Here is a 26,362-nt window from a genome sequence, read left to right as displayed (position 1 = left end):
CGCTTTAGATATTTTTCTTGTTCAGTTGATCAATAATATATTCGGAAGTTCTCCAGGAGTTGGCCAAAATTGTCCAGGTAGGGTTTTTATCAGCCTGTGAGACAAAAGCACCACCATCTACAACAAATAAATTTTTGCAATCGTGTGCTTGAGAATATTTGTTTAATACGGATGTTTTAGGATCATTGCCCATACGGGTGGTTCCCACCTCGTGAATAATTCTTCCAGGTTTGTGAAGTCCAAATTGTTTGTCAGCACCAGGTTTACTGCCGAGCATTACTGCTCCCATGCTGGTTAAAATTTCTTCAAAGGTTTCATGCATGTGTTTGGCCTGGTTCAGTTCCTGGTCACTCCATGTATAATGAAATTTCAAAACTGGAATACCGTATTTGTCTACTACCTGATCATCAATTTCACAATAATTTTCATATCGTGGAATGCTTTCACCACGGCCTGACATGCCTACAGTACTTCCATAAAATCTTCGGATATCTTTTTTGAGTCCTTCACCATAGCCACCATTTACACCAGGATTTCCAAACTCGTCTTTCACATGTTGTCTCATGGTGTCCATGCCTCCTCCAAAACCATAGGAAGGCATTCCCATTCCACCCCAATACTCAATATGATAGCCTCTGGCAAAATCCAGGTTTTTTTCATTTAGCCACCAAGGGGTATATACATGCATTCCGCCAACGCCATCCTCGTTGTATCTTTCCCTGTCCATCATGTCTGGTAAGATACCCATTCTGTCTGCACCAGTAGAGTCATGTAAATAATGTCCTACATGTCCAGAACTATTGCCCAATCCATCAGGATGGTTCTTGGATTTGGAATTCAACATGATTCGTGCTGATTCGCACGCAGATGCGCCCAATACTACTACCCTTGCAGATAGTTTGTATTCCTGCATGTCTAGCTTACTGATATAGGTGACACCAGTAGCTTCACCTTTTTCGTTGGTCATAACCGTTCTTACCATGGCCATGGTAAAAAGATCTACCTGACCTTTCTTCATGGCAGGTTTTACCAAGCAAGTACCAGCAGAGAAGTCAGCATAAACCTGACAGCCTCTGTTACATTGACTACAAAAGAAGCAAGTTCCCCGGTCATTGTTTACAGGTCTTGTAAGAATTGAAAGTCTAGATGGAATAACAGGAATATTGACTTTATCCGCACCTTTTTTTATGAATAATTCATGCAATCGTGGCTTTGGTGGAGGGAGAAAATTACCATCAGGTTCATTGTTGATCCCTTCCTTGGAGCCAAATACTCCAATTAATTTATCCACTTTGTCGTAATAAGGCGCCATGTCCTCATAGCTAATAGGCCAGTTTTCACCAAGGCCATCAAAATCTTTACGCTTGAAATCCAAGGGGCCAAATCTTAAAGAGATTCTACCCCAGTGATTGGTTCTTCCACCAAGCATTCTGGACCTAAACCAGTCAAATTCACTGCCTTCAGCACGTGTGTAGGGTTCTCCTTCTATGTCCCATCCGCCGATGGCTGCATCAAAATCACCAAATGGACGTACTGTACCAGCACCTCTTCTTGGGGATTCCCAAGGTGGTCTCAATTGGGTTCTGTGGTCCTCTAATGCCGGGTCAAAATCAGCGCCAGCCTCTACTACTGCAACCTTTAATCCAGCTTCTGCCAAAATTTTGGATGCCATTCCACCACCTGCTCCAGATCCTACAATGATTACATCGTAAACATCTCCAGCAGTCTGTATTTGAATACTCATTCTTTGTTTTTATTAATTACTCGGAAAAATTAAGATAATTTTCTGATAATAAAAAGAAACATTTTTAAAGAACAATACCTCCATTGCCAAAAAGAGGCTATTAATTATAGTAACGGTCTTAAATGTTTCCAAACTGTTCGGGCAACAATTTGTTGCCCATCACTTGTTGGATGGATGCCATCCGGCAAGTTTAATTCAGGATTGCCGGCAACTCCTTCCAAAAGAAAAGGGATAATAGCCACACCTTGTTTTTCAGCTACCTCGGCATACATCTCTCTGAATTCTTCGGAATATTCCAGTCCCATATTGGGCGGAATCTGCATTCCTGCCAACAAAATCTTAGTGCTCGGGAATTTTTTTGATACGGCAGCAATAATGGCATTGAGGTTCTTTTTGGTCTCTTCAAGAGGAATACCCCTTAATCCATCGTTTCCGCCTAATTCAAGAACAAAGACTTCGGGCTGTTCTTCAAGAAACCAATCCAGCCTACTGAGTCCACTTGCAGTGGTTTCACCACTTAAACCACCATTAATTACTCGATAGTTTAATTCAAGGCTGTCTATTTTATACTGAATTAAGGAAGGAAAAGAAGCCTCTTCATCCAATCCATAACCAGCGGTAAGGCTGTTTCCATAAAACAGGATGTACTTTTTTTTGGTCTTTTCTTTAGTTTTAGTTGTTTCTTGTGTAACCTTTTTCGCTGTTTCCTGTTTTTGATTACAGGAAACAGTTAAAGATGAAATTACTGCAAGTAGAAGAATGGCAGTGAATGCTGTTTTTATTAATCTTAACATTTGAAATATTTTTACAGTCAATTATCAAAAATACTAAACTTAATCCACTATTGTTTTTGTTCAATAGGGATAAGTTTTTTTCTTTGAAAGATATGAACATACTAAGCGTTGAAAATCTGACCAAAACCTACCGAAGCGGAAACAGGGAACTAACTGTTTTAGATCAGGTTAGTTTTGAGGTCGAACAGGGTAAAACCCTTTCTATTGTAGGTCCCTCAGGTAGTGGGAAAACCACTCTTTTAGGCCTGTGCGCCGGATTGGATGTAGCCAGTTCAGGAAGTGTACTAATCGATGGGAAGCCCTTAGAAAACATGAATGAAGACCAAAGGGCTGGCATGAGAAATCAGTTTGTAGGTTTTATTTTTCAAAATTTTCAACTATTACAGACATTAACAGCGCTGGAAAATGTTATGGTTCCATTGGAGCTAAAGAAGCGAAAAGATGCCAAAGAAAAGGCCAAAGAGCTTTTAGAAAATGTAGGCTTGGGCGACAGGCTCACCCATTATCCCAATCAACTTTCTGGTGGAGAGCAACAACGTGTTTCCATTGCCCGGGCTTTTGCGAATGAACCAAAAATTCTATTTGCAGATGAGCCAACAGGGAACCTGGATACTGAAACGGGTGAATTGATAGAGAATCTTATTTTTAATCTGAATGAGCAGCATGGGACTACTCTGATTTTAGTTACACATGATCTGGAACTGGCAGCCAGAACCCACCATTCATTGCATATCAAAGGCGGAAAAATACAGGAGGCTATCAATGGTTGATTGGGGTTGGTCTTTTGTAATGGCTAAAAGAGAGTTTAGAAAAACAGGAGTAAAATTGATCTTGTTTGTTTCTGCTATTGTTACCGGTATTGCAGCTTTGGTTGCCGTCACCTCTTTTGGGGATAATTTAAGTAAGGATATTGACAACCAAGCAAAGGAATTACTAGGAGCAGACCTGCTGTTGAAAAAAAACCAGGACATCTCGTTTCCTGAAATAGAAAAAATCGCCAGTGAACACTCTTTGGAAATCAACTTTGCTTCCATGGTGTACTTCCCTAAAGTAGGAGATAGCAGGTTGACTCAGGTAAGGGCTTTGGAAGGGGAATATCCCTATTACGGAACCCTTGAGACCTTGCCCCAAGAAGCCGAAAGGGGATTTAGATCAGGGGGAAAGAAGGCTTTAGTAGAAAAGACCTTGATGGCACAGTTTGGTGCTGTTGTGGGAGACAGTATAAAAGTGGGGAAGGTAATGCTTGAGATTGTTGGGGCCTTGCAAAAAGTCCCGGGACAAACGGGTATTACGGCCACTGTTGCCCCTGCGGTTTATATCCCTATGGATCAACTTGAAGCTTCAGGATTGGTGCAGTATGGCAGCCGGGTCAATTACAATCATTATTTTTTATTTCCTGAGGCCTTTGATTTACAAGCCCTAATTGATGAAAAGAAAGATGTTTGGGATGAAGATAGAGTGAATTTTGATACGGTTCAATCCCAAAAGGAGTCCACAGGAAGATCTTTTGAAAACCTCTCGAATTTCTTGACCCTTGTAGCTTTTATTGCTGTTTTATTAGGATGTGTAGGGGTGGGAAGTGCCGTGAATGTATTTGTGAAGGAGAAGCTTCCATCAGTTGCCGTTTTAAGGTGTCTGGGAGTGAAAGCCCTGGATATAATCGTGGTTTATCTGGTGCAAATTTTCTTCATGGGATTGGTTGGTTCTGTCATTGGTGCCATAGCTGGTGCTTTGCTTCAGTTTTTATTGCCTTTGGTCTTTAGTGACTTTCTACCGGTAGAGGTCACCGTTCAATTGGCTTGGGGAGCCATTGCTGTGGGGATAGTTACTGGTGTAATGATCTCCATTCTGTTTGCTTTGATTCCGCTTCTGAAGATTCGAAAGGTTTCTCCAATGATGACCTTACGGCCGGATGATCAGTCTGGCGGATTTGGCAATGACCCTGCAAGGATATTTGTCCTATTCGCAATTATTGTTTTTATTCTGCTCTTTAGCTTTTTCCTGTTGGGGAAATGGGACCAAACGCTTTGGTTCACGGGCTTTGTGGTTTTATCATTTGGTGCTTTGTGGCTCTTGGCAATGGGAGTGATGAAAGCCATTCGAACCTTTCTCCCAATATCCTTAAACTATCCGGTAAGGCAGGCGCTGTCAAATTTATATCGCCCCAATAACCAAACGGTTTCCCTTTTAGCAACAATAGGATTGGGGACAGCCATGATTGGCACCTTGTTTTTTATTCAAGATCAATTGCTGGATGAGGTTCGATTTGCAGACAAGGAAGACCAGCCAAATATGTTGTTTTTTGACATTCAGACCAATCAGGTGGACAGCATGATAACAGTGCTTGAATCCGAAGGGCTTCCAATCTTACAACATGTGCCTATCATTACTATGGGCGTTTCTGAGGTCAATGGACTTTCGAAAATGGACAATGAAGAACTTGAGGACGAGGAGAGGAGATCAGGGTCTTTTTACAACAGAGAATTCAGAGTTACCTATAGGGATAGCTTGATAAATACGGAAGAATTGGTGGATGGAGCACTTAAACCTTATAATGGGGAATCAGACAGTATTTTTGTTTCCATGGAGGAAGGTTATGCGGAGCGAAACCATATTAAAATTGGAGACGAAATAGTTTTTAATGTTCAAGGAAGACCTTTGACCACCTATGTTGGAAGTATAAGAAAGGTTAACTTCAGAAGGGTTTCCACAAATTTTCTTGTGGTTTTTCCTGACAAAGTTTTGGACAATGCACCGAAATTCCATGTGCTAATCACCAAAACAAAAGATGACCTTGCCTCTGCAAACATCCAAAATATGATTGTCCGACAGTTTCCAAATGTATCTGTCGTGAATTTAAGTATGATTGTAGAAACCCTTGAGGATCTTTTGGGTAAGATTGGATTTGTTATTCAATTTATGGCATTCTTCAGTATTTTAACTGGCATATTGGTGCTGATCAGTTCCTTACTCATTAGTAAATTTCAGAGAGTTAGAGAAAACATCCTTTTAAGGACAATAGGTGCTGAAAGAAAAGTATTAATAAAGATCAATATTTTGGAATACCTCTTTCTTGGTAGTTTGGCTGCTGGTGGAGGGTTAGTTTTATCTGTTCTGGCCTCTTTCCTACTCAGTTATTTTGTTTTTGAAATTGCTTTCAGTTTGGCTTGGCAGCCTTTATTTCTTGTATTTGGTCTGATTACAGGGCTTACCGTGTTTTTAGGTTGGATAAATAGCTTGAACATACTCAAAGCAAATACAATGGATATTTTGAGGTCATAGCAATTCCATACATGGGAATCAAAAATTGATGAAGGAACCTTTTGGATATAATCAATGTATCTACATTAGATACAAGTTGAACAAATGAAAATTGAAGAGGAAATAAAACAAACTCCATTCAAAGATGGTTATACAAAAGCATTTGTAAATTTACTATTTACTCAAAGTTATTTGGTTACCCGCCAGAGTAAGATTTTTAAGCCCCATGATTTATCGCCTGAGCAATACAATGTGCTCAGGATTTTACGTGGACAATTCCCCAATCCCACCACGGTTTCATCCATTCAGGAAAGAATGCTTAACAAAATGAGCAATGCATCCAGGTTGGTGGAAAAGTTAAAGCAAAAGGGGATGGTGAAACGCTCGGCATGTCCAAAAGACAGGCGACAGGTAGACATAGTGATCACGAAAAAAGGGCTGTCACTTTTAGAATTGCTGGATGCTGAGGTTAAAAATTTCAATGTTGATACCATTCACCTGGATGAAAAAGAAGTAGATCAGCTCAATGCTCTATTGGATAAATTGAGAGGTTAAAACCTCAATTGTCTGTAACCACTCTATTTTCTATTTGGATGTTTAATCTTTTCAAAATCGGTTGTTTTTTTGCTTTCCCGAGTTACCCTTGCCTAAGTTTCTTAAATGCTTTATTTGTACGTGATAACCACTTGTTCCCCTGAAGATAGATCAGGAAGGGCTTAAAAGGCTTGTGGTTGGATGACAGAATCTTTCAAGTTAGCTTCATTGCGTTACATTTTTCCATGTCTTCGAATCTGGGTTTAAAACCAAGATTTAATAATTGGCCTGTGATTTGTTAAAGGTTTGTCTGAATTGATACGATTAAATTATTATTATAAAAGAAGAAAGGGATATGAAAAAGTTGCTCGCAATAGTATGCTTGTTTATTGGGATTCAGATGATCTCCATGGCACAGGATACCTCAAAAATTTCGGTAGATGGTAAAAGTGAAATTAAGGTTTTACCTGATGAAGCATTGATTCGGGTTTCACTTACCATGAAAGCAATGAAAACAGCTGATGCAACAGAAGGGCTTAATAAAAAAGCAGCAGAAGTAACCAAGGCGCTCAAGAAGAGCGGCGTAAAAAATTATGAACTAAAGGCGGACAATTATTTTGTCAATGTAAACAGGATATATACAAAAGGCACTTCCAAAGACAGTGGTTATGTGGCCAGCCAAACCTTAAGAGTATTGGTGAAAGGTAATACTGGAGAAGACTTGGTGAAAGTCATTGAAGCCTTGCACAATAATGTCGACATGGGCTTCCAGTTTGAGTTTCAATTGTCTGACCATAAAAAGAAAGAATACGAAGCGGAATTGTTGCAGCTGGCGATAAAGGATGCCAAAAACAAAGCAGAATTAATAGCAAATTCGCTTGATTTGGGGAAAATAACTGTCTATCAGGTGATTTATGGCGATGTTACTGGTTCTTATCAACCAAAAATGTATAGGTCTGAATCGATGAGAATAAGCGCAGACAATCAGCGAACACCACCTACCATCGAACCGGATGAGCAAACTTTAAGTGATCAGGTAAAAGTGATTTTTACCTTCGATAAATAATTTAAACTAGGCCTGGGGATTGGGGAAATTGTCTTTTTCATCTTCCTCTTGCCTCTTGTGAAGACATTGGAAATCTTTTTCAATTAACAGCTGAAGAGTAGCTCCACCTTCTATAGGGATGGTTTCGGATATCCCTACTTGATCAGTGTTGGCCCAATTGTTTATTTTTGATACAGGTAGGTTAATGCGCAATTTCTCCCCTACAAAACTTACGGTCAGGACATCCCCTTTATCCAGGATTTCCAAGGCATAAACGAAAGATGGATAAGGAGCTGGGAATTTCAGTTCTTCTCGTATCCCTATTCCATTGGCCAGTTGATTGACTTCTGTCTGTGAAAGCCTAAGCCGGAGAGCGTTATTATGGATGCGTATTTTCATGATTTGGATAAAATTTTAGCCCGAAATATGCAATTGAAATAGTGTAGTAAAGTTAGGTGAATTTAACCCGAATAAGGCAATTTTTTGGTGAAGGATATGAAAATCGTCAGTTTAAGCTTCCTTTTATTCTTTAGGAACCTGAACTCGATTATAGAAAATTAGGATTTGTTGGTGGTTATGCCTTCCAAAGCAAATGGGTAATTACCTGCTAAAGCAAACCATCTTACAATTAACCCAAATCTCATTTTTAGCCACTCCCCTTTAAAAAGGGGGATTTAGCTGATCTGCTTTTTCTACACCTTTTTCAAGGAGTGAACTGCATGACCAAATAGACCTAATTTTTCAGGCAAGAATATAGATCGAACTCAGGTTGGGAGGTATGCTTTATCCTTTTTTAATAACCGATAGAAAAGGACTTTTGATGATAAGTTTGGCCTTTAAATTTTTTGATTTTGTCGAAAGTATACCCAATTTACCAAAAGTAAATCTTCCTTCAATTTAGCACCTATCTTCCATGCCAAAAAAAGACCTTTTAAATTTTCTTACTGAACTGTCTCTCAATAATTCCAAAGAGTGGATGGATGAAAACCGCAGCTGGTATGAACAAGAGAAAGCCTTGTTTCTTGAAAGTGTCACTATGATATTGGCGCAATTAAGTAAATGGGAACCGGGATTTTCAGAATTGCGCCCTAAGGATTGTGTCTTCAGGCAAAATAGGGACATCCGATTTAGTGCCAATAAAGCGCCCTACAAAAGCAATATGGCGGCTTACTTTTCAGTCGGTGGTAAAAAATCAGAAGGGCCTGGGTATTATGTACATGTTCAACCTGGAGGATCCTTTGTAGGAGGAGGGATATGGATGCCACAAGCGCCTATATTAAAGAAAATCAGGCAGGAAATAGACTATTCTGGTGAGGAATTGAAAAAATTGCTTTTGTCTCCTGAAATAAAAGGGAATTTCGGCGAGATGCAAGGCGCAAAACTTAAAACCTCTCCAAAAGGTTTTGAGAAAGACCATCCATACATTCAGTATTTAAGGTACAAAAGCTTTATCCTTTCTCATCCGCTCTCGGATGAGGAAATACGATCCGGAGCTTATGTTGCCAATTCTTTGGAAGCTTTTTCACAAATGATACCCTTTCAAGCCTTTCTCCATAGGGCAATTTCTACTACTGATGAAGACGATATTAGGCTCTAAAGCAGCAGCTTTTCAATGGTTTTAGCGACGCCGTCTTCGATATTTGTAGCAGTAATTTCCTTTGCTACAGCTTTTACTTCTTCCCTGGCATTGGCTACAGCCACCCCGTAACCCACTTCCTGTATTAGGGAGATGTCGTTGTAATTGTCGCCAAAGGCGAGCGCTTCACTCATTGGGATGTGGGATTCAGCCAAAACCTGTCTGAGGGCAGAGGCTTTCGAGATTGACTTAGGGGCAATTTCAATATAGGTGTCTTTGGACCGGTAAAGGTGCAAGGAAGCGCCTTGCGTTTCGATCAGTTTGTCATAGAGCCATTGGATTTCTTCAGCATTTCCCATACACATCACTTTATGTGCGCCGCTACTATTTTCTTCCCAGTTCCCAATTACTGCATGATGATTGTCTAAAGTTGCCTGTACTTTTGTAACCATTTCTTCTTTTATGGTCCATTTGTCTCTGGTAGGGGCATACCATTTGTCTCCTGAATACAAGCTCACATGTACCTTGGTCTGTCCGGTTAGGTTGAATATTTCACGGCAGGTTGCTGTAGATATATAAGTTGAATCGACTTGCTGGTAATCCTTGTTTTTAGAACGAATCACAAATCCCCCATTGTAACAAATCAGCGGATTGTCAATTCGCTTAAACTCTTCCAATAAATGAGCCATGGCACTGGGCATCCTGGAAGAGGCTAAAATGATGGGGAAATCTGCCGGTAAAGCAGCAAATACATCCAGGGTTTTAGCTGATATTTGTCTATTTTTATCTAAAAGAGTACCGTCGATATCGGTGCAAATGGCGCTAATTTTCATTTTTAAAAAGGTTTGCCCGAAGATAATCAATCAAATGGCTTTACTAAAGACAGCGCTTGATTTTTCTGAATTTTGAATGTTTGGGTCGAAGGCCATACAAATATTTCTTACAAATGGTTTGCCCTCTTCAGTAATGTTTATTTCATCCTTTTCAAAAGAGATTAAACCTTCAATAAAAAACTCGATAAGAGCATCGGGGATTTTATCAGAGGCTTTCCAGGGAGCTTTGTGGTTACAAATCAAATTCATTATAAAAGATTTGGTACTCAAATCTGTTTCGCTTTGAGCATGCCCTTTAATTATGGGGAATTCACCGCTTTCTATTTTCTCCAAATAAGCAGCGATAGTTTTTTCGTTTTGGCTATAGGCATAGTAGGCATCACTTATGGCACTGCATCCCAAGCCAAGTAGGATTTTGGAAGGTGATGTGGTGTACCCCATAAAGTTTCGGTGTAAGGTATGGTTTGATTTGGCTTTCAATAATGGATCTCCTTCTAGCGCAAAGTGATCCATTCCAATTTCTTCATAGCCCATTTCTTTGAGCCAGATTTTCCCTTGTTCATAGAGCATTCTTTTTTCACTTTCATTGGGCAGGTGCTTTTCAAAGGATTTTTGAGAAGGAAATACTGAAGGAAGGTGTGCATAACTATAAAATGCTATTCGGTCAGGAAGTAATTCTTTGGTTTTTTCAAAAGTGTCCTTTAAAGTTTCTAGGGTTTGGTAGGGGAGTCCATAGATCAGGTCAAAGTTTATAGAGCTGTACCCGGATTTTCTACTTTCTTCGGTCACATATTTTACTCTCTCAAAGGGTTGAATTCGGTGAATGGCCAGTTGAACTTTACTGTCAAAGTCTTGAATGCCATAACTGACCCGGTCAAAACCAAATCTTGCCAATGTTCGCAAGTGCTCCTTTGTCGTATTGTTTGGATGCCCTTCAAAACTGAACTCAAAATCATCCATTTTGGTGGAGGTTTGGGTAATATGCTTTATCAACGCATAAAGGGCGGAGGGAGAAAAGAAGGTAGGCGTTCCCCCACCCAGATGTATCCCCGCTAATTTTGGTTTTTCACCCAGTAACTTTGCATACATGTCCCATTCTTTCATTAATGCGGAAATATAGGGCAGTTCAACCTTGTGATTTTTAGTAATCCGTTTATTGCATCCACAATAAGTACACAAGCTTTCACAGTAAGGAAGGTGAATGTACAAACTTATGCCCTCTTCAGGGCCAAATTTTTGGTAGGCGCTAGTAAAGGATTTTGTCCAGTTTGCAGGGTTGACTGTATTGTTCCAATGGGGCACCGTTGGGTAAGAAGTATATCTTGGAGCAGGAACATTGTATTTTTGTATCAGGGAAGGTTTTGTCATGACCACAATAAATTGATTTGTGGTACAAATTTCCCGATACTTAACGCAATAAAGGATGATGACAATGAGCAATTAAACTGATATGGATCATGTTTTTTACCTGAAGCGAATTAAAAAGCCATATGCTAATGGTGGGTCAAATAATAACTGACAGGTACATGCGGGAGGTTGAAGGTTTCTGCTACGGCCTGATACACGATGTCTCCCTTAATGATATTGAAACCAAAACATAGTTCAGGGAATCTGTCACAAGCATTTTTCCAGCCTTTTTGGGCCAGCTCCAAAGCATAGGGTAGCGTTGCGTTGGTAAGGGCTAGAGTGGAGGTGTATGGAACTGCGCCTGGCATATTGGCTACACAATAGTGTAAAACACCATCAATGGTGTAAGTAGGGTTTTCGTGGGTCGTAGGTTTGCAGGTTTCAATGCAGCCTCCCTGGTCTACCGCCACATCCACTAGAACAGTCCCCGGAAGCATATCCTTAAGCATGTCTCTGGTGATCAAGTGTGGCGCTTTAGCACCTGTTACCAATACAGCGCCAATGATCAGGTCGGCAGTCTGGATGAGGTTTCTAATGTTGAATTCATTTGACATCATTGTTTTGACATTCTTGGGCATTACAGTGGATAAATAGCGCATTCTGGATAGAGAGACGTCCAAAATAATCACATCCGCTCCAAGTCCTGCTGCCATCCATGCTGCTTGAGTCCCTACAATGCCCCCACCTAATATTATCACCTTGGCTGGAAGTGTTCCCGGTACTCCTCCCAATAAAATACCTCTGCCTCCAAGTGGTTTTTCCAGGTAATTGGCACCTTTTTGTACAGACATTCTACCAGCCACTTCTGACATAGGAATTAATAATGGAAGGGTTTTGTCTTCTTTTTCTACCGTTTCGTAAGCCAGGCAGATTGCCTTACTTTTGATCATGGCCTGAGTTAGGGGCTTATTGGATGCAAAATGAAAATAGGTAAAGAGCAAGTGGTTTTCCTGAATAAGTGGGTATTCTGATTCGATAGGTTCTTTTACTTTCATTATCATTTCGCCCTTACTGTAAGTTTCCTCCAGCGAGGTCAATAGGGTGGCGCCAGCCTTTCGATAGGTATCATCAGAGAACCCGCTACCCAGACCTGCTGACTCCTGTATATACACCTGATGACCATTCTTGGTGAATTCTTGGGCGCCTGCTGGCGTTAGGGCCACCCTGTTTTCATTGTTTTTAATTTCCTTTGGAACAGCAATGCGCATGTTAGTAGCTTTAGGGTTAACGAATTAATCAAATATAATCAGTACATGCTCGCAAGGAAAACGATTCGTTAAAAAAAAAATAATTTTTATCATTTACTTTTTTATTATATCCATTAATCGCTAATTTCCTTGAAATGAGGATTATGTAAATAATATTTAGTCGGTTTGCTGATGATTCAGAAAGTTTTCATACTTAATTCGAAATATTATTCTTTGTTTACCGTTTAATTTATACAGTAACGGAATAATATTGTTTTATATTCATTTTAGCTCCTGTAATAAATTGGGATAACTCCAAAAAATGTGTATTTTTGAAATCCTTGGATTTTCAAATGATGAAAAATGGTATAATTAATGAATACTGAATATTTACCTACACTTACGAAAGAAAGCGTAAACCCTTTTGCTGTACAAAGTGTCTTGAATGACTACAAATTGGTCATGATAAGCAGGCATGCGTCCTTGACAGTACGAAAAGAGGTGTTTATGGGTAAAGCAAAATTTGGGATTTATGGGGATGGCAAGGAGCTGGCACAAGTTGCCTTGGCCAGGTTTTTTCAGCTGGGTGATTTCAGGTCTGGATACTATCGGGACCAAACATTGCTTTTTGCAATGGAGGAACTTAGCCTTCAGGAATATTTTGCCCAACTGTATGCACATACAGACATTCAGGTAGAGCCTGCGAGCGGAGGACGATTGATGAACGGGCATTTTTCCACAAGGTCTTTAAATGAGGATGGTACTTGGAAAAACCTCATGAAAATTAAGAATTCAACGGCTGATGTTTCTCCAACAGCAGCTCAAATGCCCAAATTGCTGGGCATTGCTTATGCCTCTAAGCTTTATAAAGCAAATCCTGCGCTGCACCACATGACCGATTTCTCCAATAAAGGAAGGGAAGTGGCATGGGGTACGATAGGAAATGCATCAACGGCAGAAGGAATGTTTTTTGAAACCTTTAATGCTGGAGGTGTTTTACAAGTGCCCATGGTGATTTCTGTTTGGGACGATGATTATGGCATTTCTGTAACCAATGATTTACAAGTAACAAAAGCAAGTATTTCAGCAGCTTTAGAGGGATTCAAAAGAGATAATCAACATAAAGGATATGAGATTTTAGTCGTAAAAGGCTGGGATTATGAAGGCTTGGTTAATACCTACAGTAGGGCTAATAAAGTGGCTAGGGAACAGCATGTGCCTGTATTGGTGCATGTTATAGAGATGACCCAACCTCAAGGGCATTCCACATCAGGCTCTCATGAAAGGTACAAAAGTAAAGATAGACTTGCTTGGGAAGCTGAATATGACTGTGTCGTTAAGTTCAAAGAATATATTTTAGACAATAAAATTGCCTCTGAGGAGGAATTGGAACAAATAGATGCCGAAGCAAAGCAACTTGTCAAAGAAAGCAAAGACAAAGCGTGGAAAGCTTTTACAGCTACGATCAAAAAGGAATTAGAAGAGGCCGTAGTCTTGTTGAATGAATTGGCAGAAAATAGCAAAGGGAATGAGGAGCTTGTTCATATGGCTTATGAGCTTAAGCAAACGCTAAACCCTGTCCGGATGGATGTTATCAGTACAGTCCGAAAAGCCTTGTTATTGGTTAGAGAAGAGCCAGTGGAGGTTAAAGTAAGGCTTCAGAACTGGTATAAAAGTCAGTTGAATTTAAATGAGGAAAGGTATTCAAGTCATCAATACAGTGAATCCGAATTTAGGGTTGAAGCAATTCCCCCTGTGGAAGTCACGTATGGGGATGAGCCCGCTTCGTTGGATGGACGTGAAATTCTGAAGGCTTGTTTCGATGCTATTCTCACAAGAGACCCGAGGGTTTTTGTGATTGGTGAAGATGTTGGCTTGATTGGAGATGTAAACCAGGCCTTTGCTGGTTTGCAAGCCAAGCATGGCGAATTGCGCGTGACAGATACGGGCATACGTGAAGTGACCATCATAGGACAAGGAATAGGTGCTGCATTGAGAGGGTTGAGACCAATTACCGAAATTCAGTACCTTGATTATCTTATCTATGCGTTAATGACGCTATCGGATGATTTGGCTTGCCTTCATTATAGAACCAAAGGTGGTCAAAAAGCCCCATTGATTATTCGTACGAGAGGACATCGACTTGAAGGCGTCTGGCATTCAGGTTCACCCATTGGTATGATTTTAAGTAGTCTTAGAGGTATTTTATTGTGTGTACCAAGAGACATGACCCAAGCAGCGGGAATGTACAACACGCTATTGGAATCAGATCAACCCGCCATCGTAATTGAAACACTGAATGGGTACAGGCTTAAAGAAAAAATGCCTTCCAATATTGGTGAGTTTAAAGTAGCGCTAGGCAAGGCTGAAATATTACAAGAAGGAAACGATATTACTGTTGTGACCTATGGTTCCATGTGTAGGATTGTAATGGAGGCTGCAAAACAACTATATAAAATAGGGATTTATGTTGAGGTAATAGATGTGCAGACTTTGATGCCTTTTGATCTTGAACAGGTAATTTTGAATTCCATAAAGAAAACCAACCGCGTAATTTTTGCAGATGAAGACGTTCCTGGAGGGGCATCCGCATTTATGATGCAGCAAGTTCTGGAAATGCAAAATGCATATTATTATCTCGATTCTCAACCAATGACACTTTCTGCCAAGGAACATCGACCTGCCTATTCATCTGATGGAGATTATTTCTCCAAACCGAGTGCGGATGATGTAGTTGAGAAAGTATATGGTGTCATGCATGAAGCCGACCCTCAAAAGTATCCTTCAATATATTAATTACCAATAATTTCTAAATCAGCGTTCGATCTGTGATAAGGTGAAATCAGGAGTGGTTACAACATTGCTTTCATTTAATGCCCTGTCCTTGATCTTCAACTCTAATTTTATGGTGTCGTTTCGGAAAATGCTATTCCAGCCCAAAGACAACATAGAGTACCTGATCTTTCCTTCAATCGCTCGCAATTGTTCGTTTTCAAGCATTCGCGGAAAACGCCCATTAAAAGTGGTGAAATAAGGAGGGTCTGACCAATTGAACTCAGTATAATTCCCGCCCCTTTTGATGAAGAATTTTATCAAAATATTGTAATAATCCTCATTTTCAGACACCCATAAGGTATCTTTGATTTCCTGATTGTTGATTAATGGAAAAATAACCCAATCCCTGTTATTGAAATCCGGAGCATTTTCAGGTCGTTCACTATAAGTGATAAATTGACCAGCTTCATCGGTGAAATAATTAAGCTCGTTAAAAGGAGGGAATATATCTGTGGCATTTAATCCCAAATCTCCTTCGGCATCACGAAAGTCTAAAGTGACAATTAATGAATCTGAACCTGGAGTTTGGATAAATTCCAGATTATTAAAATCAATTTGAGGTACCGTTGGGAAATTATCCGGTGGGGAAATGCATCCAACCCAAACTGAAAGTATGAGCAGGGTAATGATCGTGTGATTTTTTAACTTCATAGGTAATCCGTAATTTTACACTTCCGCCTCTGTGAATGTAAAAATGATCAAATTTTGGGTTTTACCATAAAATAACGATGAATTCTTTTAAAAGTTTTTGTGAAAAAATAAAATCAGGAAAAATCCAGGATTTTGATGCCATGGCTTTAGATTCATTTATCTATCAGTCTTCCCACAATAAGATTTACCAGAGGTATCTTGAAATAAGGGGGATACAACCAAAATACATTACGGAGGTACAGGAAATCCCTTTTCTCCCTATAGCAATGTTCAAAACGTCTAAGGTTATCTCCGGGCCTGAAAAATTATATGATTTCTGGTATTCCAGTAGTGGCACTACAGGGCAGGAAAACAGCAGGCACTATGTCTGGTCCAAAGCCTTTTATTTGGAGCATTGTGTTAACAATTTTGAAGCGGTCTATGGCCCCTTGGAAGATTTTCATGTGTTGGCATTGCTGCCTTCTTATTTGGAACGGGAAGGGAGCTCTCTTGTAGACATGGCTGCACATTTTATTGAAAAGAGTAAATCCGATCAATCAGGGTTTTATTTGTATGAACATGCGGCTTTGTTGGATAAAATGAAAAGCCTTAAAAATGATGGGAGAAAAACTTTATTACTTGGTGTGACTTTTGCATTGTTAGATTTGGCAGAAATCACCAATGGACACACCGATTTTGGAGAAGTGATCGTTATGGAGACCGGTGGTATGAAAGGAAGGAGAAAGGAAATGATTAGGGAGGAAGTTCACGAGGTGCTCCAGGCTGCATTTAGAGTGGAGCACATTCATTCAGAATATGGAATGACTGAACTTATGTCACAGGCATATTCCTCCGGGGATGGTAAATTTTGGTGCTCTCCGTTTATGAAAGTGCTTATACGCGATATTTATGATCCTTTTGCCTATACCTCTGGCAGCACAGGTGCTATAAATGTTATAGATTTGGCCAATTTTCACTCTTGTTCCTTTATTGAAACTGAAGATCTGGGCTTACAAAATCAGGATGGAAGCTTTACCGTTTTGGGAAGAATGGATAACAGTGAAACCAGAGGTTGCAATTTAATGATCAATTAATTTTGTATTTATTTAGTATTTACACATATTTGACTTAAATAATTTGATTTTATGAAAACTTTAATGACAATTTTGGTGGCTTGTGCGATTTTGGTATTGTCTTCATGTGCTTCTAGCAAACCCTGTCCTGCCTATGCAAAAACAGGTAGCGTAGAAGCAAACGGGTAAGCACAAAGCAGTTATTCAATAATCTGCATACTTTTTAATGTCTTCGGTAGAGATGCTTTTACCACCGAGTATAACCAATCTTTCGATCACATTTCTGAGTTCTCGGATATTTCCTGTCCAGGGAAATTCCTGTAACTTTTGAATGGCTGCTTTTTCTATTTCTTTTTTTGCAGTGCCATATTCTCCGGCAATGTCCCCTAAGAATTTGTCTACTAGCAATGGTATGTCTTCTCTTCTATCTTTTAGAGGTGGCACCTGGATAAGTATGACACTTATTCTATGGTAAAGATCTTCCCTGAAATTACCATCTGCAATTTCTTTCTTAAGGTTTTTATTGGTGGCTGCCAATACCCGTACATCTACTTTAATGTCTTTGTCTCCTCCTACACGTGTGATTTTATGTTCTTGCAATGCTCTAAGCACTTTGGCCTGAGCTGAAAGACTCATGTCACCTATCTCATCCAGAAAAAGTGTTCCGCCATTTGCCTGCTCAAACTTCCCTTGTCTTTGTTTTACTGCTGATGTAAAAGAGCCTTTTTCATGACCAAACAATTCGCTTTCTATTAACTCAGCTGGTATGGCGGCACAATTGACAGCGATAAAGGGGGATTTTTCGCGATTGCTTTTTTGATGAATCCAATGCGAAACCAATTCTTTCCCAGTCCCATTAGGGCCTGTTATGAGCACCCTGGCATCTGTTGGGGCTACTTTTTCTATTGTTTCTTTTACTATAGAGAGGGCTTTGGACTCACCGACCATGTCTAGCTTTTTAGAAAGCTTTTTCTTTAGCACTTTAGTTTCCTGAACAAGATCCTTTTTGTCCAAGGCATTCCTCACTGTCAGCAACAAGCGATTCAGGTCAGGAGGTTTAGGAATAAAATCAAAGGCACCTTTTTTGGTAGCTTCAACAGCTGTTTCAATGGAACCATGAGCCGAAATCATAATGAACTGAGGTTGCTTGCTTAGCTCACTGGCTTTGGAAAGAACTTCCATTCCATCCATTTTTGGCATTTTGATATCGCAAAGAACCAGGTCAAAATCCTCATTTTTTATCATTTCGAGACCTTTTTCACCATCCTGGGCTTCAAAGATTTCATATTTTTCATACTCAAGAATTTCTTTAAGCGTAGACCTGATGACTTTTTCATCATCTATTATCAAAATTTTCGGCATTTCTAAAGCGATCCGTTATTTAGTAAAATTAAAAGTGCAGGCCTATAAGCCGGGTTCTGTATCTTTTTTCAAAGTGTCTGTCATTTATCTAGCCTTTTCTTCACAGAAAAGGTCCAACGACCTACCCACTCCGGTTATCTTAATAGATTTGGACGAGCAGCCCAGTGACCGGAGCCTATTTGGTCTTTCAACCCATAAGGTTTGCCTTGCAATACCGGTCACCCGATACCCGGTGGGCTCTTACCCCACCATTTCACCCTTACCCCAGCTGGACGAACCGGCTGTGGCGGTTTATTTTCTGTTGTACTGTCTGTTATTCTGGTATTTCTACCAAAACACCTTCCCGTTAGGAAGTATGGTGCTCTATGTTGCCCGGACTTTCCTCTTTCCTTAGTGAAATCACCAAGAACAGCGACAAACCAGCCTGCACTTCACAAAAATAAATTAAATAAAGCCATTATTCACAATGATATCGGTTTTTATTAATGGTTTGCGCTTTTGATATCCGTAAAATCTATTTTCCTCTTCAGATTTATTGTTTATATTTCTAGATAAAATATAAACAATAACCTACCCAAAGCTATGAAAGATTTATTTAAAGGATTAATCGCCGGATATGGTGCCTACAAATTAGGTGGCGGATGCTTTAGTACTGTCCTGATTTTTATCTTGATTTGGTTTCTTTTAGGCCAATGTAGTTAAAGGGTTATTCTGATCAAATATTCCACCTAATTGTTCCATAGGTTAGTATTTACTTTTAACCTATTCAGGAAAAGGATACCTTTGTAAAAAATGAGTATATGATTTTAGTTGGAAATGCAGTAATCAGCGATGATATAAAGGAGCAATTTTTTGTTTGCGACTTAGGAAAATGCAAAGGTGCTTGCTGCGTAGAAGGGGATGCCGGTGCACCGCTTACAGAAGATGAAATAGAAATCCTGGATAAAGATTATCCTTCCATTGCCCCTTTTCTTACAGAAGAAGGTAGAGAAGCAATTGCTGATAAGGGGACTTGGGTAATCGACCAGGAAAATGAGAAGGGCACAAGCACCATCGGAGAAAATGGGGCTTGTGCCTTCGCTACTAAAGACGATAGAGGGATTTTGAAGTGTGGGATAGAGGATGCTTACAACAATGGCAAAACAGCCTTTAAAAAGCCTATCAGCTGCCATCTGTACCCCATTAGGATTACCAAGTATGATGAGTATGAGGCCTTGAATTATGACAGATGGGAGATCTGTGACGCGGCCTGCACCTTGGGGAACACTCTTGGTGTGCCCTTGTACCGGTTTTTGAAAGATGCACTGGTGAGGAAATTTGGTGAGGAATGGTATGCAGAATTACTGGAAGAAATAGGAGTGGAGGAGTAAATGCCTCCTGTTTTTCATTATAAGAGCAAGATTTTTTAGAAACCTACCATTGAAGTATTGCCAACTTATTGGCTGGCGAATGATACTTTGGTATTGCTTTGCCTTTCTAAAAATGTGATTTTATCACTTACTAGAAAGGGTTATTGTTCAGCAAAATTGGAAATTACAACCATGAACCAGTGTCAATTGCACCAGTCATGATTGTAAGTTCAATATTTTAATTAAACCTTACGATATCTGCTCCAAGGGCATTTAGGCGTTGGTCTATATATTGGTAGCCCCTGTCAATTTGTTCTACATTGTCTATAATCGATACTCCTTCAGCAGACATGGCAGCAATCAGGAGCGATACTCCTGCCCGTATATCGGGAGAAGTCATCCGGATACCCTTTAGCGGGTACTTCCTGTCCAGGCCGATTACCGTGGCTCTGTGAGGGTCGCATAAGATGATTTGGGCACCCATGTCTATCAATTTATCTACAAAAAACAATCGACTTTCGAACATTTTCTGATGAACCAATACAGTCCCCTTGGCTTGAGTAGCCACAACCAATACTATACTTAGCAAATCAGGTGTAAAACCTGGCCAGATTGCATCTGAGACAGTCAATATAGATCCGTCAATAAAGGTTTCAATCTCGAAATGTTTTCTTGCAGGTATGAAAATATCATCTCCTTTAATTTCAAGCGCAATGCCTAACCTTCTAAAAGTATCGGGAATAATCCCAAGTTTGTCTACTTGAGCATTTTTGATGGTGATTTCGGATTGGGTCATGGCTGCTAAGCCAATAAAGGAGCCAATTTCTATCATGTCAGGAAGAAGCCTATGCGTAGTGCCTTTGAGGCTTTTTACACCTTCAATTTCTAAAAGGTTCGAACCAATGCCAGAAATTTTGCCGCCCATGCTATTGATCATTAGGCAAAGTTGCTGTATATAGGGTTCGCAAGCTGCATTGTAGATGGTAGTCTTTCCTTCAGCCATTGCAGCAGCCATGATGATATTTGCAGTACCTGTTACAGACGCTTCATCAAGTAACATGTAGGCTCCTTGCAATTTGCTGGCATCAATTTTATACAACCCTTTTTTAGCGTCATAATGAAACTTAGCACCAAGATTTTGGAACCCCGTAAAATGAGTGTCCATTCTTCTCCTACCAATTTTATCTCCTCCTGGTTTGGATATTCTGCCTTTCCCAAATCTTGAAAGCAAGGGTCCCAAAAGCATTACAGATCCCCTCAAGCTGGAGGCTTTTTCGAGATACTCTTCTGTTTCCAGGTAAGAAAGTTTGATGTTTTTGGCTGTAAAGGAATAACTTTCCGGACCAAGTTTCTTCACGATTACCCCCATGTCAGAGAGCAATTCTATTAATTTATTGACATCCCTTATATTGGGGAGGTTATTAATGATGACTTCCTCAGGTGTGAGTAATACGGCACAGAGGATTTGTAAGGCTTCATTTTTTGCGCCTTGAGGAGTGATTTCACCTTTCAGTTTTGTCCCTCCGTTTACCCGGAATGATGCCATTAATTTCTTCTTTTTTTGCTATTAGAATTGCTATTTCTTCTTTTTCCTCCAGTATAATTCCTTCTTCCACCGTTGTTATTATTGCTTGCAGGGGTAGTAGGAACATTGCTTTTGAAATCTCTACGCATGCTGGTCTCAAAAAGACCATTTTCCCTGACCTTTTCAAGGTCGATGTGGAGTTTTCCCTTGGAGAGGGTCTTGATGTCATCTAATATAATGGCATCATCAAAGTTTTCCCTGTTCCATGTAGAGTGAAAGCTTCTCATTAGCTGCCCAATATAGATCAGGGCAACTTCTTGCTCTTCATCATCTTCAATCTCTATGGCTTTTTCAATGAGTTTTTCAATGTTTCTGCCATAATGCTTGAATCGAACTTCTCCCTTTGGATAGCCTATCGGCAGGGGCTTTTTACCTAAAAGCTCCTTTTCAGGCATAGGGAAAGGTGCATCGACTTCTAATGAGAAATCAGACATAATGTACATGTCATCCCAAAGCTTTTGATCACTTTCGGTTTTTAATAATGGATTGAGTTGTTTCATCAATTCCACTAGGGCATATGCATACTCTGTTCTTTTATCTTGCTCTGGAACAGTCTTTACATAATCCACTAATTTTTGGATGTTTTTTCCGTATTCTTTCAAAATAACTTTGTTTTTAGGCTTTTCATTATTTACCATGACACCTGCATTTAAGTTTCCTGAACTCTTCTCAAAATACTAATGTCAATATAATAAAAAATATGCATTAGTAAGTTCCTGGCACTTCTGGTGTCTATGGATATTCTCTATTCCACTATGCGAAGCTTTGCAAAGCTAAGTAATAATGTTTTATCTCCAAAATGCTCGAAATGAATATGTGCTTTTCTGTTGGTTCCTTCAGTTTCAATGGCATGTACTTTTCCAAAACCAAACTTAGGATGTTCCACCTTCATGCCTTCTTTCAAGGCGTTCGTATTGGAAGGTTTAAAGTTAGGCCCCGGATCATGTAATTTTGTGGTGGTGCTTCTCATGGCAGGTTTTTTCTTTAAACCTACAAAGCCCTGTTTGCCCTCGCTCTCTCTGAATGAACTAGAAAGTTTTGTGCTTATTTTTTTGTTAACCTTTATAAATGTCGGGTCAATTTCTTCCAAAAACCTGCTGGGCTCACAATTTAACAATCTTCCATAACGGTACCTGGTGAGCGCATAGCTGAAGTACAACTTCTCCATGGCCCTGGTAGCAGCGACATAAAACAAACGCCTTTCTTCTTCCAGGTCTTCCCTACTTTGCATCATCATCTGCGAGGGAAAAAGATCTTCCTCCATCCCTACCACAAAAACATACCTGAACTCCAACCCTTTGGAGGAGTGAATGGTCATCATGGTAACGGTATCCTGGTTGTTTTTGTTCTGGTCTTCATCTGTAAGTAAGGCGATTTCCTGAAGAAATGCCCCTAAGGACTTGTCTTCATTCTCATCATTATCCACATACTCTTTTATGGCATTGAGCAACTCCTGAACGTTTTCGTACCTATTGAGCCCCTCGATTGTTTTGTCTTCATACAAATCCCGCAACAATCCTGATTGTTTGGCGATAGAGGTAGCCGCTTCAAAAGCATCCTTTCTTTCTATCTCCATTTTAAAACTGTTGATTGTGGTGCAAAAATCGGAAACAGCATTAGCACCTCTTCCAGACAAGAAGCTTTTGCTATTAGTGAGCACTTTCCACAACGAAATGTCATGCTCATAGGCCCCGACCAGAAGCTTCTCAACACTTGTATTCCCGATCCCCCTTTTAGGGTAATTGATGATCCTTTTGAAAGCTTCCTCATCTTCCTGATTGACGGTGTACCTGAAATAAGCCATGAGATCCTTGATCTCTTTCCTTTGGTAAAAGGAAAGCCCACCAATGATCCTATAGGCAATCCCTGATTTTCTTAGGGCTTCCTCCATGGATCTGGATTGGGAATTGGTTCGGTACAATATAGCAAAGTCACTGTTGCTTAATTGCTTGTTGTTCTTTTCTTCAAAAATTGTCGCCGCAACCATTCTGCCTTCTTCATTGTCTGAAGTAGCCTTCATCAATTCGATCAGGTCTCCGGAGTCATTTTGAGTCCAAACATTTTTTTGAAGTTGAGACTTATTCTTGGCAATGATGGAATTGGCTGTTTCTACGATGTTTTTTGTGGAACGGTAGTTCTGTTCCAATTTCACCACAAAAAGATCAGGGTAGTCCTTTTCAAAATTGAGGATATTTTGGATGTCAGCCCCTCTAAAAGCATAAATACTCTGGGCATCGTCTCCCACTACGCAGATATTCTGGTGAACAGCTGCTAGTTTTTTAGTGATAAGGTATTGTGAAAGATTGGTGTCCTGAAACTCATCCACCATTACATATTTGAATCGTTGCTGGTATTTGTACAAAACATCAGGGTGGTCACGGAACAAAACATTGGTATTGAAAAGCAAGTCGTCAAAATCCATTGCAGAAGACCTGAATAACCTGTTCTGATAGGTTTTATAGATTTCTCCCATTTTTGGTTTCATCGCGGCTTCATCGTCAGCTGCGATGTAGGGATCCTTAAGGTAAGCTTCCCATCCGATCAGTCTGTTTTTAGCGCCAGAGATTCTTGAAAGTACCGTATTGGCTTTATAGACTTTATCGTCCAGCTTCATTTCTCTTACGATGGATCGGATAAGCGATTTGCTGTCGTCACTGTCATAAATGGTGAAATTACTAGGGTAACCTAATTTTGATGCTTCCACTCTTAGAATTTTGGCAAATACAGAGTGAAAGGTCCCCATCCATGTATTTCTCGCTTCCAGCCCAATAAGTTTTTCAATTCGCTGCTTCATTTCACTGGCAGCCTTATTGGTAAAAGTAAGGGAGAGAATCTGAAATGCGTCTACCTTTTTTTGGCGAATTAAATGCGCAATCCTAAAGGTAAGTACTCTGGTTTTTCCTGACCCTGCTCCTGCAATAATCATAACTGGACCATCTGTTTTTTCTACAGCTTCCAATTGAGGAGGGTTGAGGGTGGCTAAATAATCCATATAATATTCAATTTACTGTATTCAGGGAGGCAATTCTAGCAGGCTCAAAGTTATCAATTCTTTTCCAGCTTATCCGCTGATACATCTATAATGTCTGTATTTTTAAAAACCGTGAATATAAGTTAATAAATTTTGGTCTTTATCTCGAGTTATTTCTCTTATATCAAGAGATAGATTGTTATTCTGTGAAAGTATTATAACATTCTAATTCAAAGGACACAAAAACAAAGCTAGATTGGATGAATTAAGCATAAAAGTTGTCAGGAATAAAATTAAAGCAATTGCTGAAAGGAGGTTAATCTTTATTGTTAGGCTTTTTCAGCTTCCATCTGTTGTGAGACCAAAGGTAGAGAGAGGGGCAATCTCTAATGTTTTTTTCTAACATTGTTATAAATTTGTCAGTAATGGAATGAGCTAAATCGTCTGAATAAGGAGGCTGAGCGATTATTTGGTACTCAAAGACATAATGGCCTCTCTTTGGTTTGCTTGTATGCGCATAGATAACCTTGGTATTGAATTTCTTGGCCAATTTTTCACCTCCTTCAAAAAAAGCGGTCTCCCGATTCATAAATGATGCCCAATACCTGATGTCTGAAAGGTTTGGTCTTTGGTCTGCAGCTAAGACGATGAGTCGTGGCTGGTTTCTGTTTCTTAAGAAGGTTCGCTGAAAGGATTTTCTTTCCGTAAGTATGGCTCCAAACCTGCAACGGATGGACTTCATTAGCTTTTCAAAAAACGGCTGACTTAATTTTGTGTAGATGGTTTCGCATTTACTAGAAACTTGTGATGAAGCAGCAACCAAATGACCTTCCCAGTTAAAGAAATGGCCACACATTCCAATTACTATTTCTCCTTTATCCACATTATCAAAAACCAAATTTGAATTTTTAGTAATGAATCTGCGATGTAATTCCATTTCACTCATCGTCAATAGCTTTATGGTTTCTGCCATTGAATCAGTGAAATTCCGGTAGAATTTTCGAGCAATGGCCCGAACCTCATCATCATTTTTCTCTGGGAAAGCATACTTGATATTATTAAGGACTATTTTTTTTCTATAGCCCAAGACATAGTAGGCCAATAGATAAAAAAGGTCCGAAAAAATAAACAATACTTCCAGTGGTAGTTTGGAAAACAGCCGAAATAAGAGCATATTACTTTCTTCGAGATTTAATAAGAATTTATCTTGGGTCAAAAGAATGAAATTATAGCGACTTTCTTGAGGAAAATTAGTTATAAATAAACCCAATTAGTAATTTTATGGTCTATGTCCGAAGTACAAAGAAAAAAATATTCTGATAAAGATAAAAATAACATTTTTGATCATGAATTCATGCCTCATATAGACTCTATGTACAATTTTGCGTACAGATTGACTTTTGATGAGGATGATGCCAAGGATTTGGTACAGGATACCTACCTTAAGGCATACAGGTTTATTAATTCTTTTGAGAAAGGAACGAATGCCAAAGCCTGGTTATTCAGGATATTGAAAAATAGTTTTATCAATGAATATCGGAAGAAAAGTAAGCAACCCGCCAAGGTAGATTATCAGGAAGTGGAAACTTATTATAACTCTGATAATGTTGACTATAGTATGACCTCCGATCTGAGAGTAGATGCGGTCAAGGATATGTTGGGAGATGAGATCTCAAATGCACTTAATAGTCTTGCTGTTGATTTTAGAACAGTGATTATTCTCTGTGATTTGGAAGGGTTTACCTATGAAGAGATGGCAAAGATTTTAGACATCCCTATTGGAACTGTTAGGTCAAGACTTCATCGAGCAAGGAACCTTTTGAAGGATAAACTTCGTTCCTATGCTGAAAATATGGGTTATGATACTGAGGAAGAATAAAAATAGCATCGAAAACACTTAAAATGGACAAGAATCTAAACACATCCAGCGAAAGAAAGCAAAACTGTAGCGATGAGAACAAATGCTTTGAACTTTTAGAAAGCATTTTGGATGGGGAGGGAACGGTTGATTCAAAGGAGATGCTTAACGAAAAGTTAGCAAAATGTCAGCCATGTTTTGAGCATTACCACTTGGAAAAAGTCATAAAAGAGATTTTGCAAAATAAATGTACCAAGCATATGGTACCCTCTGAATTGGCAGCCTCTATCAGGCAAAAAATTCAGGAATTAAAATAAG

At 39.5% G+C, this 26,362-nt stretch carries 22 protein-coding genes and 1 other RNA gene; 10 read left to right on the top strand and 13 right to left on the bottom strand.

Annotated elements, in window-relative coordinates; genetic code table 11:
* Positions 1–4 precede the first annotated feature (4 nt).
* Complete coding sequence (locus AC0L7T_RS24525) at positions 5–1,744, bottom strand: GMC oxidoreductase (RefSeq protein ID WP_473339096.1); 1,740 nt, start codon at positions 1,742–1,744, stop codon at positions 5–7.
* A 104-nt stretch (positions 1,745–1,848) separates the two neighbouring features.
* Positions 1,849–2,538 (bottom strand): arylesterase, encoded by a 690-nt coding sequence (locus tag AC0L7T_RS24520; protein WP_473339095.1) that lies wholly within the window; start codon positions 2,536–2,538, stop codon positions 1,849–1,851.
* A 92-nt stretch (positions 2,539–2,630) separates the two neighbouring features.
* On the opposite strand from AC0L7T_RS24520, the gene AC0L7T_RS24515 reads away from it, so the two are divergent.
* The 4 genes from AC0L7T_RS24515 to AC0L7T_RS24500 all read left to right on the top strand — a co-directional run bounded on the left by AC0L7T_RS24515 (position 2,631) and on the right by AC0L7T_RS24500 (position 7,399).
* The gene (locus tag AC0L7T_RS24515; RefSeq protein ID WP_473339093.1) at positions 2,631–3,308 is read left to right on the top strand and encodes an ABC transporter ATP-binding protein; all 678 of its coding nucleotides are present in this window, start codon (positions 2,631–2,633) and stop codon (positions 3,306–3,308) included.
* Complete coding sequence (locus AC0L7T_RS24510; protein WP_473339092.1) at positions 3,301–5,820, top strand: ABC transporter permease; 2,520 nt, start codon at positions 3,301–3,303, stop codon at positions 5,818–5,820. The genes AC0L7T_RS24515 and AC0L7T_RS24510 overlap by 8 nt, the downstream gene beginning before the upstream one ends.
* 84 nt (positions 5,821–5,904) lie before the next feature.
* Complete coding sequence (locus AC0L7T_RS24505; protein WP_473339090.1) at positions 5,905–6,354, top strand: MarR family winged helix-turn-helix transcriptional regulator; 450 nt, start codon at positions 5,905–5,907, stop codon at positions 6,352–6,354.
* A gap of 334 nt (positions 6,355–6,688) precedes the next feature.
* Positions 6,689–7,399, top strand: coding sequence for an SIMPL domain-containing protein (locus tag AC0L7T_RS24500; RefSeq protein WP_473339088.1), 711 nt, complete (start codon positions 6,689–6,691; stop codon positions 7,397–7,399).
* 6 nt (positions 7,400–7,405) lie between these two features.
* On the opposite strand, the gene AC0L7T_RS24495 is transcribed toward AC0L7T_RS24500, so the two are convergent.
* Positions 7,406–7,777: a DUF7009 family protein gene (locus tag AC0L7T_RS24495; protein WP_473339087.1), complete on the bottom strand. Its 372-nt coding sequence runs from the start codon at positions 7,775–7,777 to the stop codon at positions 7,406–7,408.
* A 514-nt stretch (positions 7,778–8,291) separates the two neighbouring features.
* On the opposite strand from AC0L7T_RS24495, the gene AC0L7T_RS24490 reads away from it, so the two are divergent.
* A complete protein-coding gene (locus AC0L7T_RS24490; RefSeq protein ID WP_473339086.1) occupies positions 8,292–8,975 on the top strand; it encodes a DUF2461 domain-containing protein in 684 nt (227 codons plus the stop codon).
* Here AC0L7T_RS24490 and AC0L7T_RS24485 read toward each other — a convergent pair.
* The 3 genes from AC0L7T_RS24485 to ald form a co-directional block, all read right to left on the bottom strand.
* The gene (locus AC0L7T_RS24485; protein WP_473339084.1) at positions 8,972–9,787 is read right to left on the bottom strand and encodes a Cof-type HAD-IIB family hydrolase; all 816 of its coding nucleotides are present in this window, start codon (positions 9,785–9,787) and stop codon (positions 8,972–8,974) included. The genes AC0L7T_RS24490 and AC0L7T_RS24485 overlap by 4 nt on opposite strands.
* Positions 9,788–9,817: 30 nt before the next feature.
* Positions 9,818–11,155, bottom strand: a complete 1,338-nt coding sequence (hemN, locus tag AC0L7T_RS24480) for an oxygen-independent coproporphyrinogen III oxidase (RefSeq protein WP_473339083.1) — start codon at positions 11,153–11,155, stop codon at positions 9,818–9,820.
* 125 nt (positions 11,156–11,280) lie between these two features.
* The gene (gene ald / locus AC0L7T_RS24475; RefSeq protein ID WP_473339081.1) at positions 11,281–12,402 is read right to left on the bottom strand and encodes an alanine dehydrogenase; all 1,122 of its coding nucleotides are present in this window, start codon (positions 12,400–12,402) and stop codon (positions 11,281–11,283) included.
* A gap of 354 nt (positions 12,403–12,756) precedes the next feature.
* Here ald and AC0L7T_RS24470 point away from each other — a divergent pair, with 354 nt between their 5' ends.
* Positions 12,757–15,177, top strand: a complete 2,421-nt coding sequence (locus tag AC0L7T_RS24470) for an alpha-ketoacid dehydrogenase subunit alpha/beta (protein WP_473339080.1) — start codon at positions 12,757–12,759, stop codon at positions 15,175–15,177.
* Positions 15,178–15,195: 18 nt separating this feature from the next.
* Here AC0L7T_RS24470 and AC0L7T_RS24465 read toward each other — a convergent pair whose 3' ends face one another.
* Positions 15,196–15,867 (bottom strand): hypothetical protein, encoded by a 672-nt coding sequence (locus AC0L7T_RS24465; protein WP_473339079.1) that lies wholly within the window; start codon positions 15,865–15,867, stop codon positions 15,196–15,198.
* Between the two features lie 77 nt (positions 15,868–15,944).
* Here AC0L7T_RS24465 and AC0L7T_RS24460 point away from each other — a divergent pair, with 77 nt between their 5' ends.
* The gene (locus AC0L7T_RS24460; RefSeq protein ID WP_473339077.1) at positions 15,945–16,940 is read left to right on the top strand and encodes a LuxE/PaaK family acyltransferase; all 996 of its coding nucleotides are present in this window, start codon (positions 15,945–15,947) and stop codon (positions 16,938–16,940) included.
* A gap of 183 nt (positions 16,941–17,123) precedes the next feature.
* Here AC0L7T_RS24460 and AC0L7T_RS24455 read toward each other — a convergent pair whose 3' ends face one another.
* Entirely contained in the window at positions 17,124–18,281 is a 1,158-nt protein-coding gene (locus AC0L7T_RS24455) for a sigma-54-dependent transcriptional regulator (protein ID WP_473339076.1), read from the bottom strand.
* A gap of 29 nt (positions 18,282–18,310) precedes the next feature.
* Positions 18,311–18,712: RNase P RNA component class A (rnpB, locus tag AC0L7T_RS24450), an RNA gene on the bottom strand.
* A 369-nt stretch (positions 18,713–19,081) separates the two neighbouring features.
* Here rnpB and AC0L7T_RS24445 point away from each other — a divergent pair.
* A complete protein-coding gene (locus AC0L7T_RS24445) occupies positions 19,082–19,651 on the top strand; it encodes a DUF3109 family protein (RefSeq protein WP_473339075.1) in 570 nt (189 codons plus the stop codon).
* A gap of 217 nt (positions 19,652–19,868) precedes the next feature.
* Here AC0L7T_RS24445 and murA read toward each other — a convergent pair whose 3' ends face one another.
* The 4 genes from murA to AC0L7T_RS24425 form a co-directional block, all read right to left on the bottom strand.
* The gene (gene murA / locus AC0L7T_RS24440; RefSeq protein ID WP_473339073.1) at positions 19,869–21,176 is read right to left on the bottom strand and encodes a UDP-N-acetylglucosamine 1-carboxyvinyltransferase; all 1,308 of its coding nucleotides are present in this window, start codon (positions 21,174–21,176) and stop codon (positions 19,869–19,871) included.
* Positions 21,176–21,853 (bottom strand): DUF4290 domain-containing protein, encoded by a 678-nt coding sequence (locus AC0L7T_RS24435; RefSeq protein ID WP_473339072.1) that lies wholly within the window; start codon positions 21,851–21,853, stop codon positions 21,176–21,178. The genes murA and AC0L7T_RS24435 overlap by 1 nt, the downstream gene beginning before the upstream one ends.
* Positions 21,854–21,960: 107 nt before the next feature.
* Complete coding sequence (locus tag AC0L7T_RS24430; RefSeq protein WP_473339070.1) at positions 21,961–24,207, bottom strand: ATP-dependent helicase; 2,247 nt, start codon at positions 24,205–24,207, stop codon at positions 21,961–21,963.
* Between the two features lie 295 nt (positions 24,208–24,502).
* A complete protein-coding gene (locus AC0L7T_RS24425; protein WP_473339068.1) occupies positions 24,503–25,402 on the bottom strand; it encodes a lysophospholipid acyltransferase family protein in 900 nt (299 codons plus the stop codon).
* 72 nt (positions 25,403–25,474) lie between these two features.
* Between AC0L7T_RS24425 and AC0L7T_RS24420 the strand changes: the two genes are divergently transcribed.
* Together AC0L7T_RS24420 and AC0L7T_RS24415 are read left to right on the top strand one after the other, a co-directional pair.
* Positions 25,475–26,065, top strand: coding sequence for a sigma-70 family RNA polymerase sigma factor (locus AC0L7T_RS24420; RefSeq protein WP_020888676.1), 591 nt, complete (start codon positions 25,475–25,477; stop codon positions 26,063–26,065).
* 23 nt (positions 26,066–26,088) lie between these two features.
* The gene (locus AC0L7T_RS24415) at positions 26,089–26,361 is read left to right on the top strand and encodes an anti-sigma factor (protein ID WP_473339066.1); all 273 of its coding nucleotides are present in this window, start codon (positions 26,089–26,091) and stop codon (positions 26,359–26,361) included.
* Position 26,362: the final 1 nt, after the last annotated feature.

This window comes from Cyclobacterium sp. 10D3-21 (genome assembly GCF_055809755.1).
This window is presented reverse-complemented; position numbering and strand designations above follow the sequence as displayed.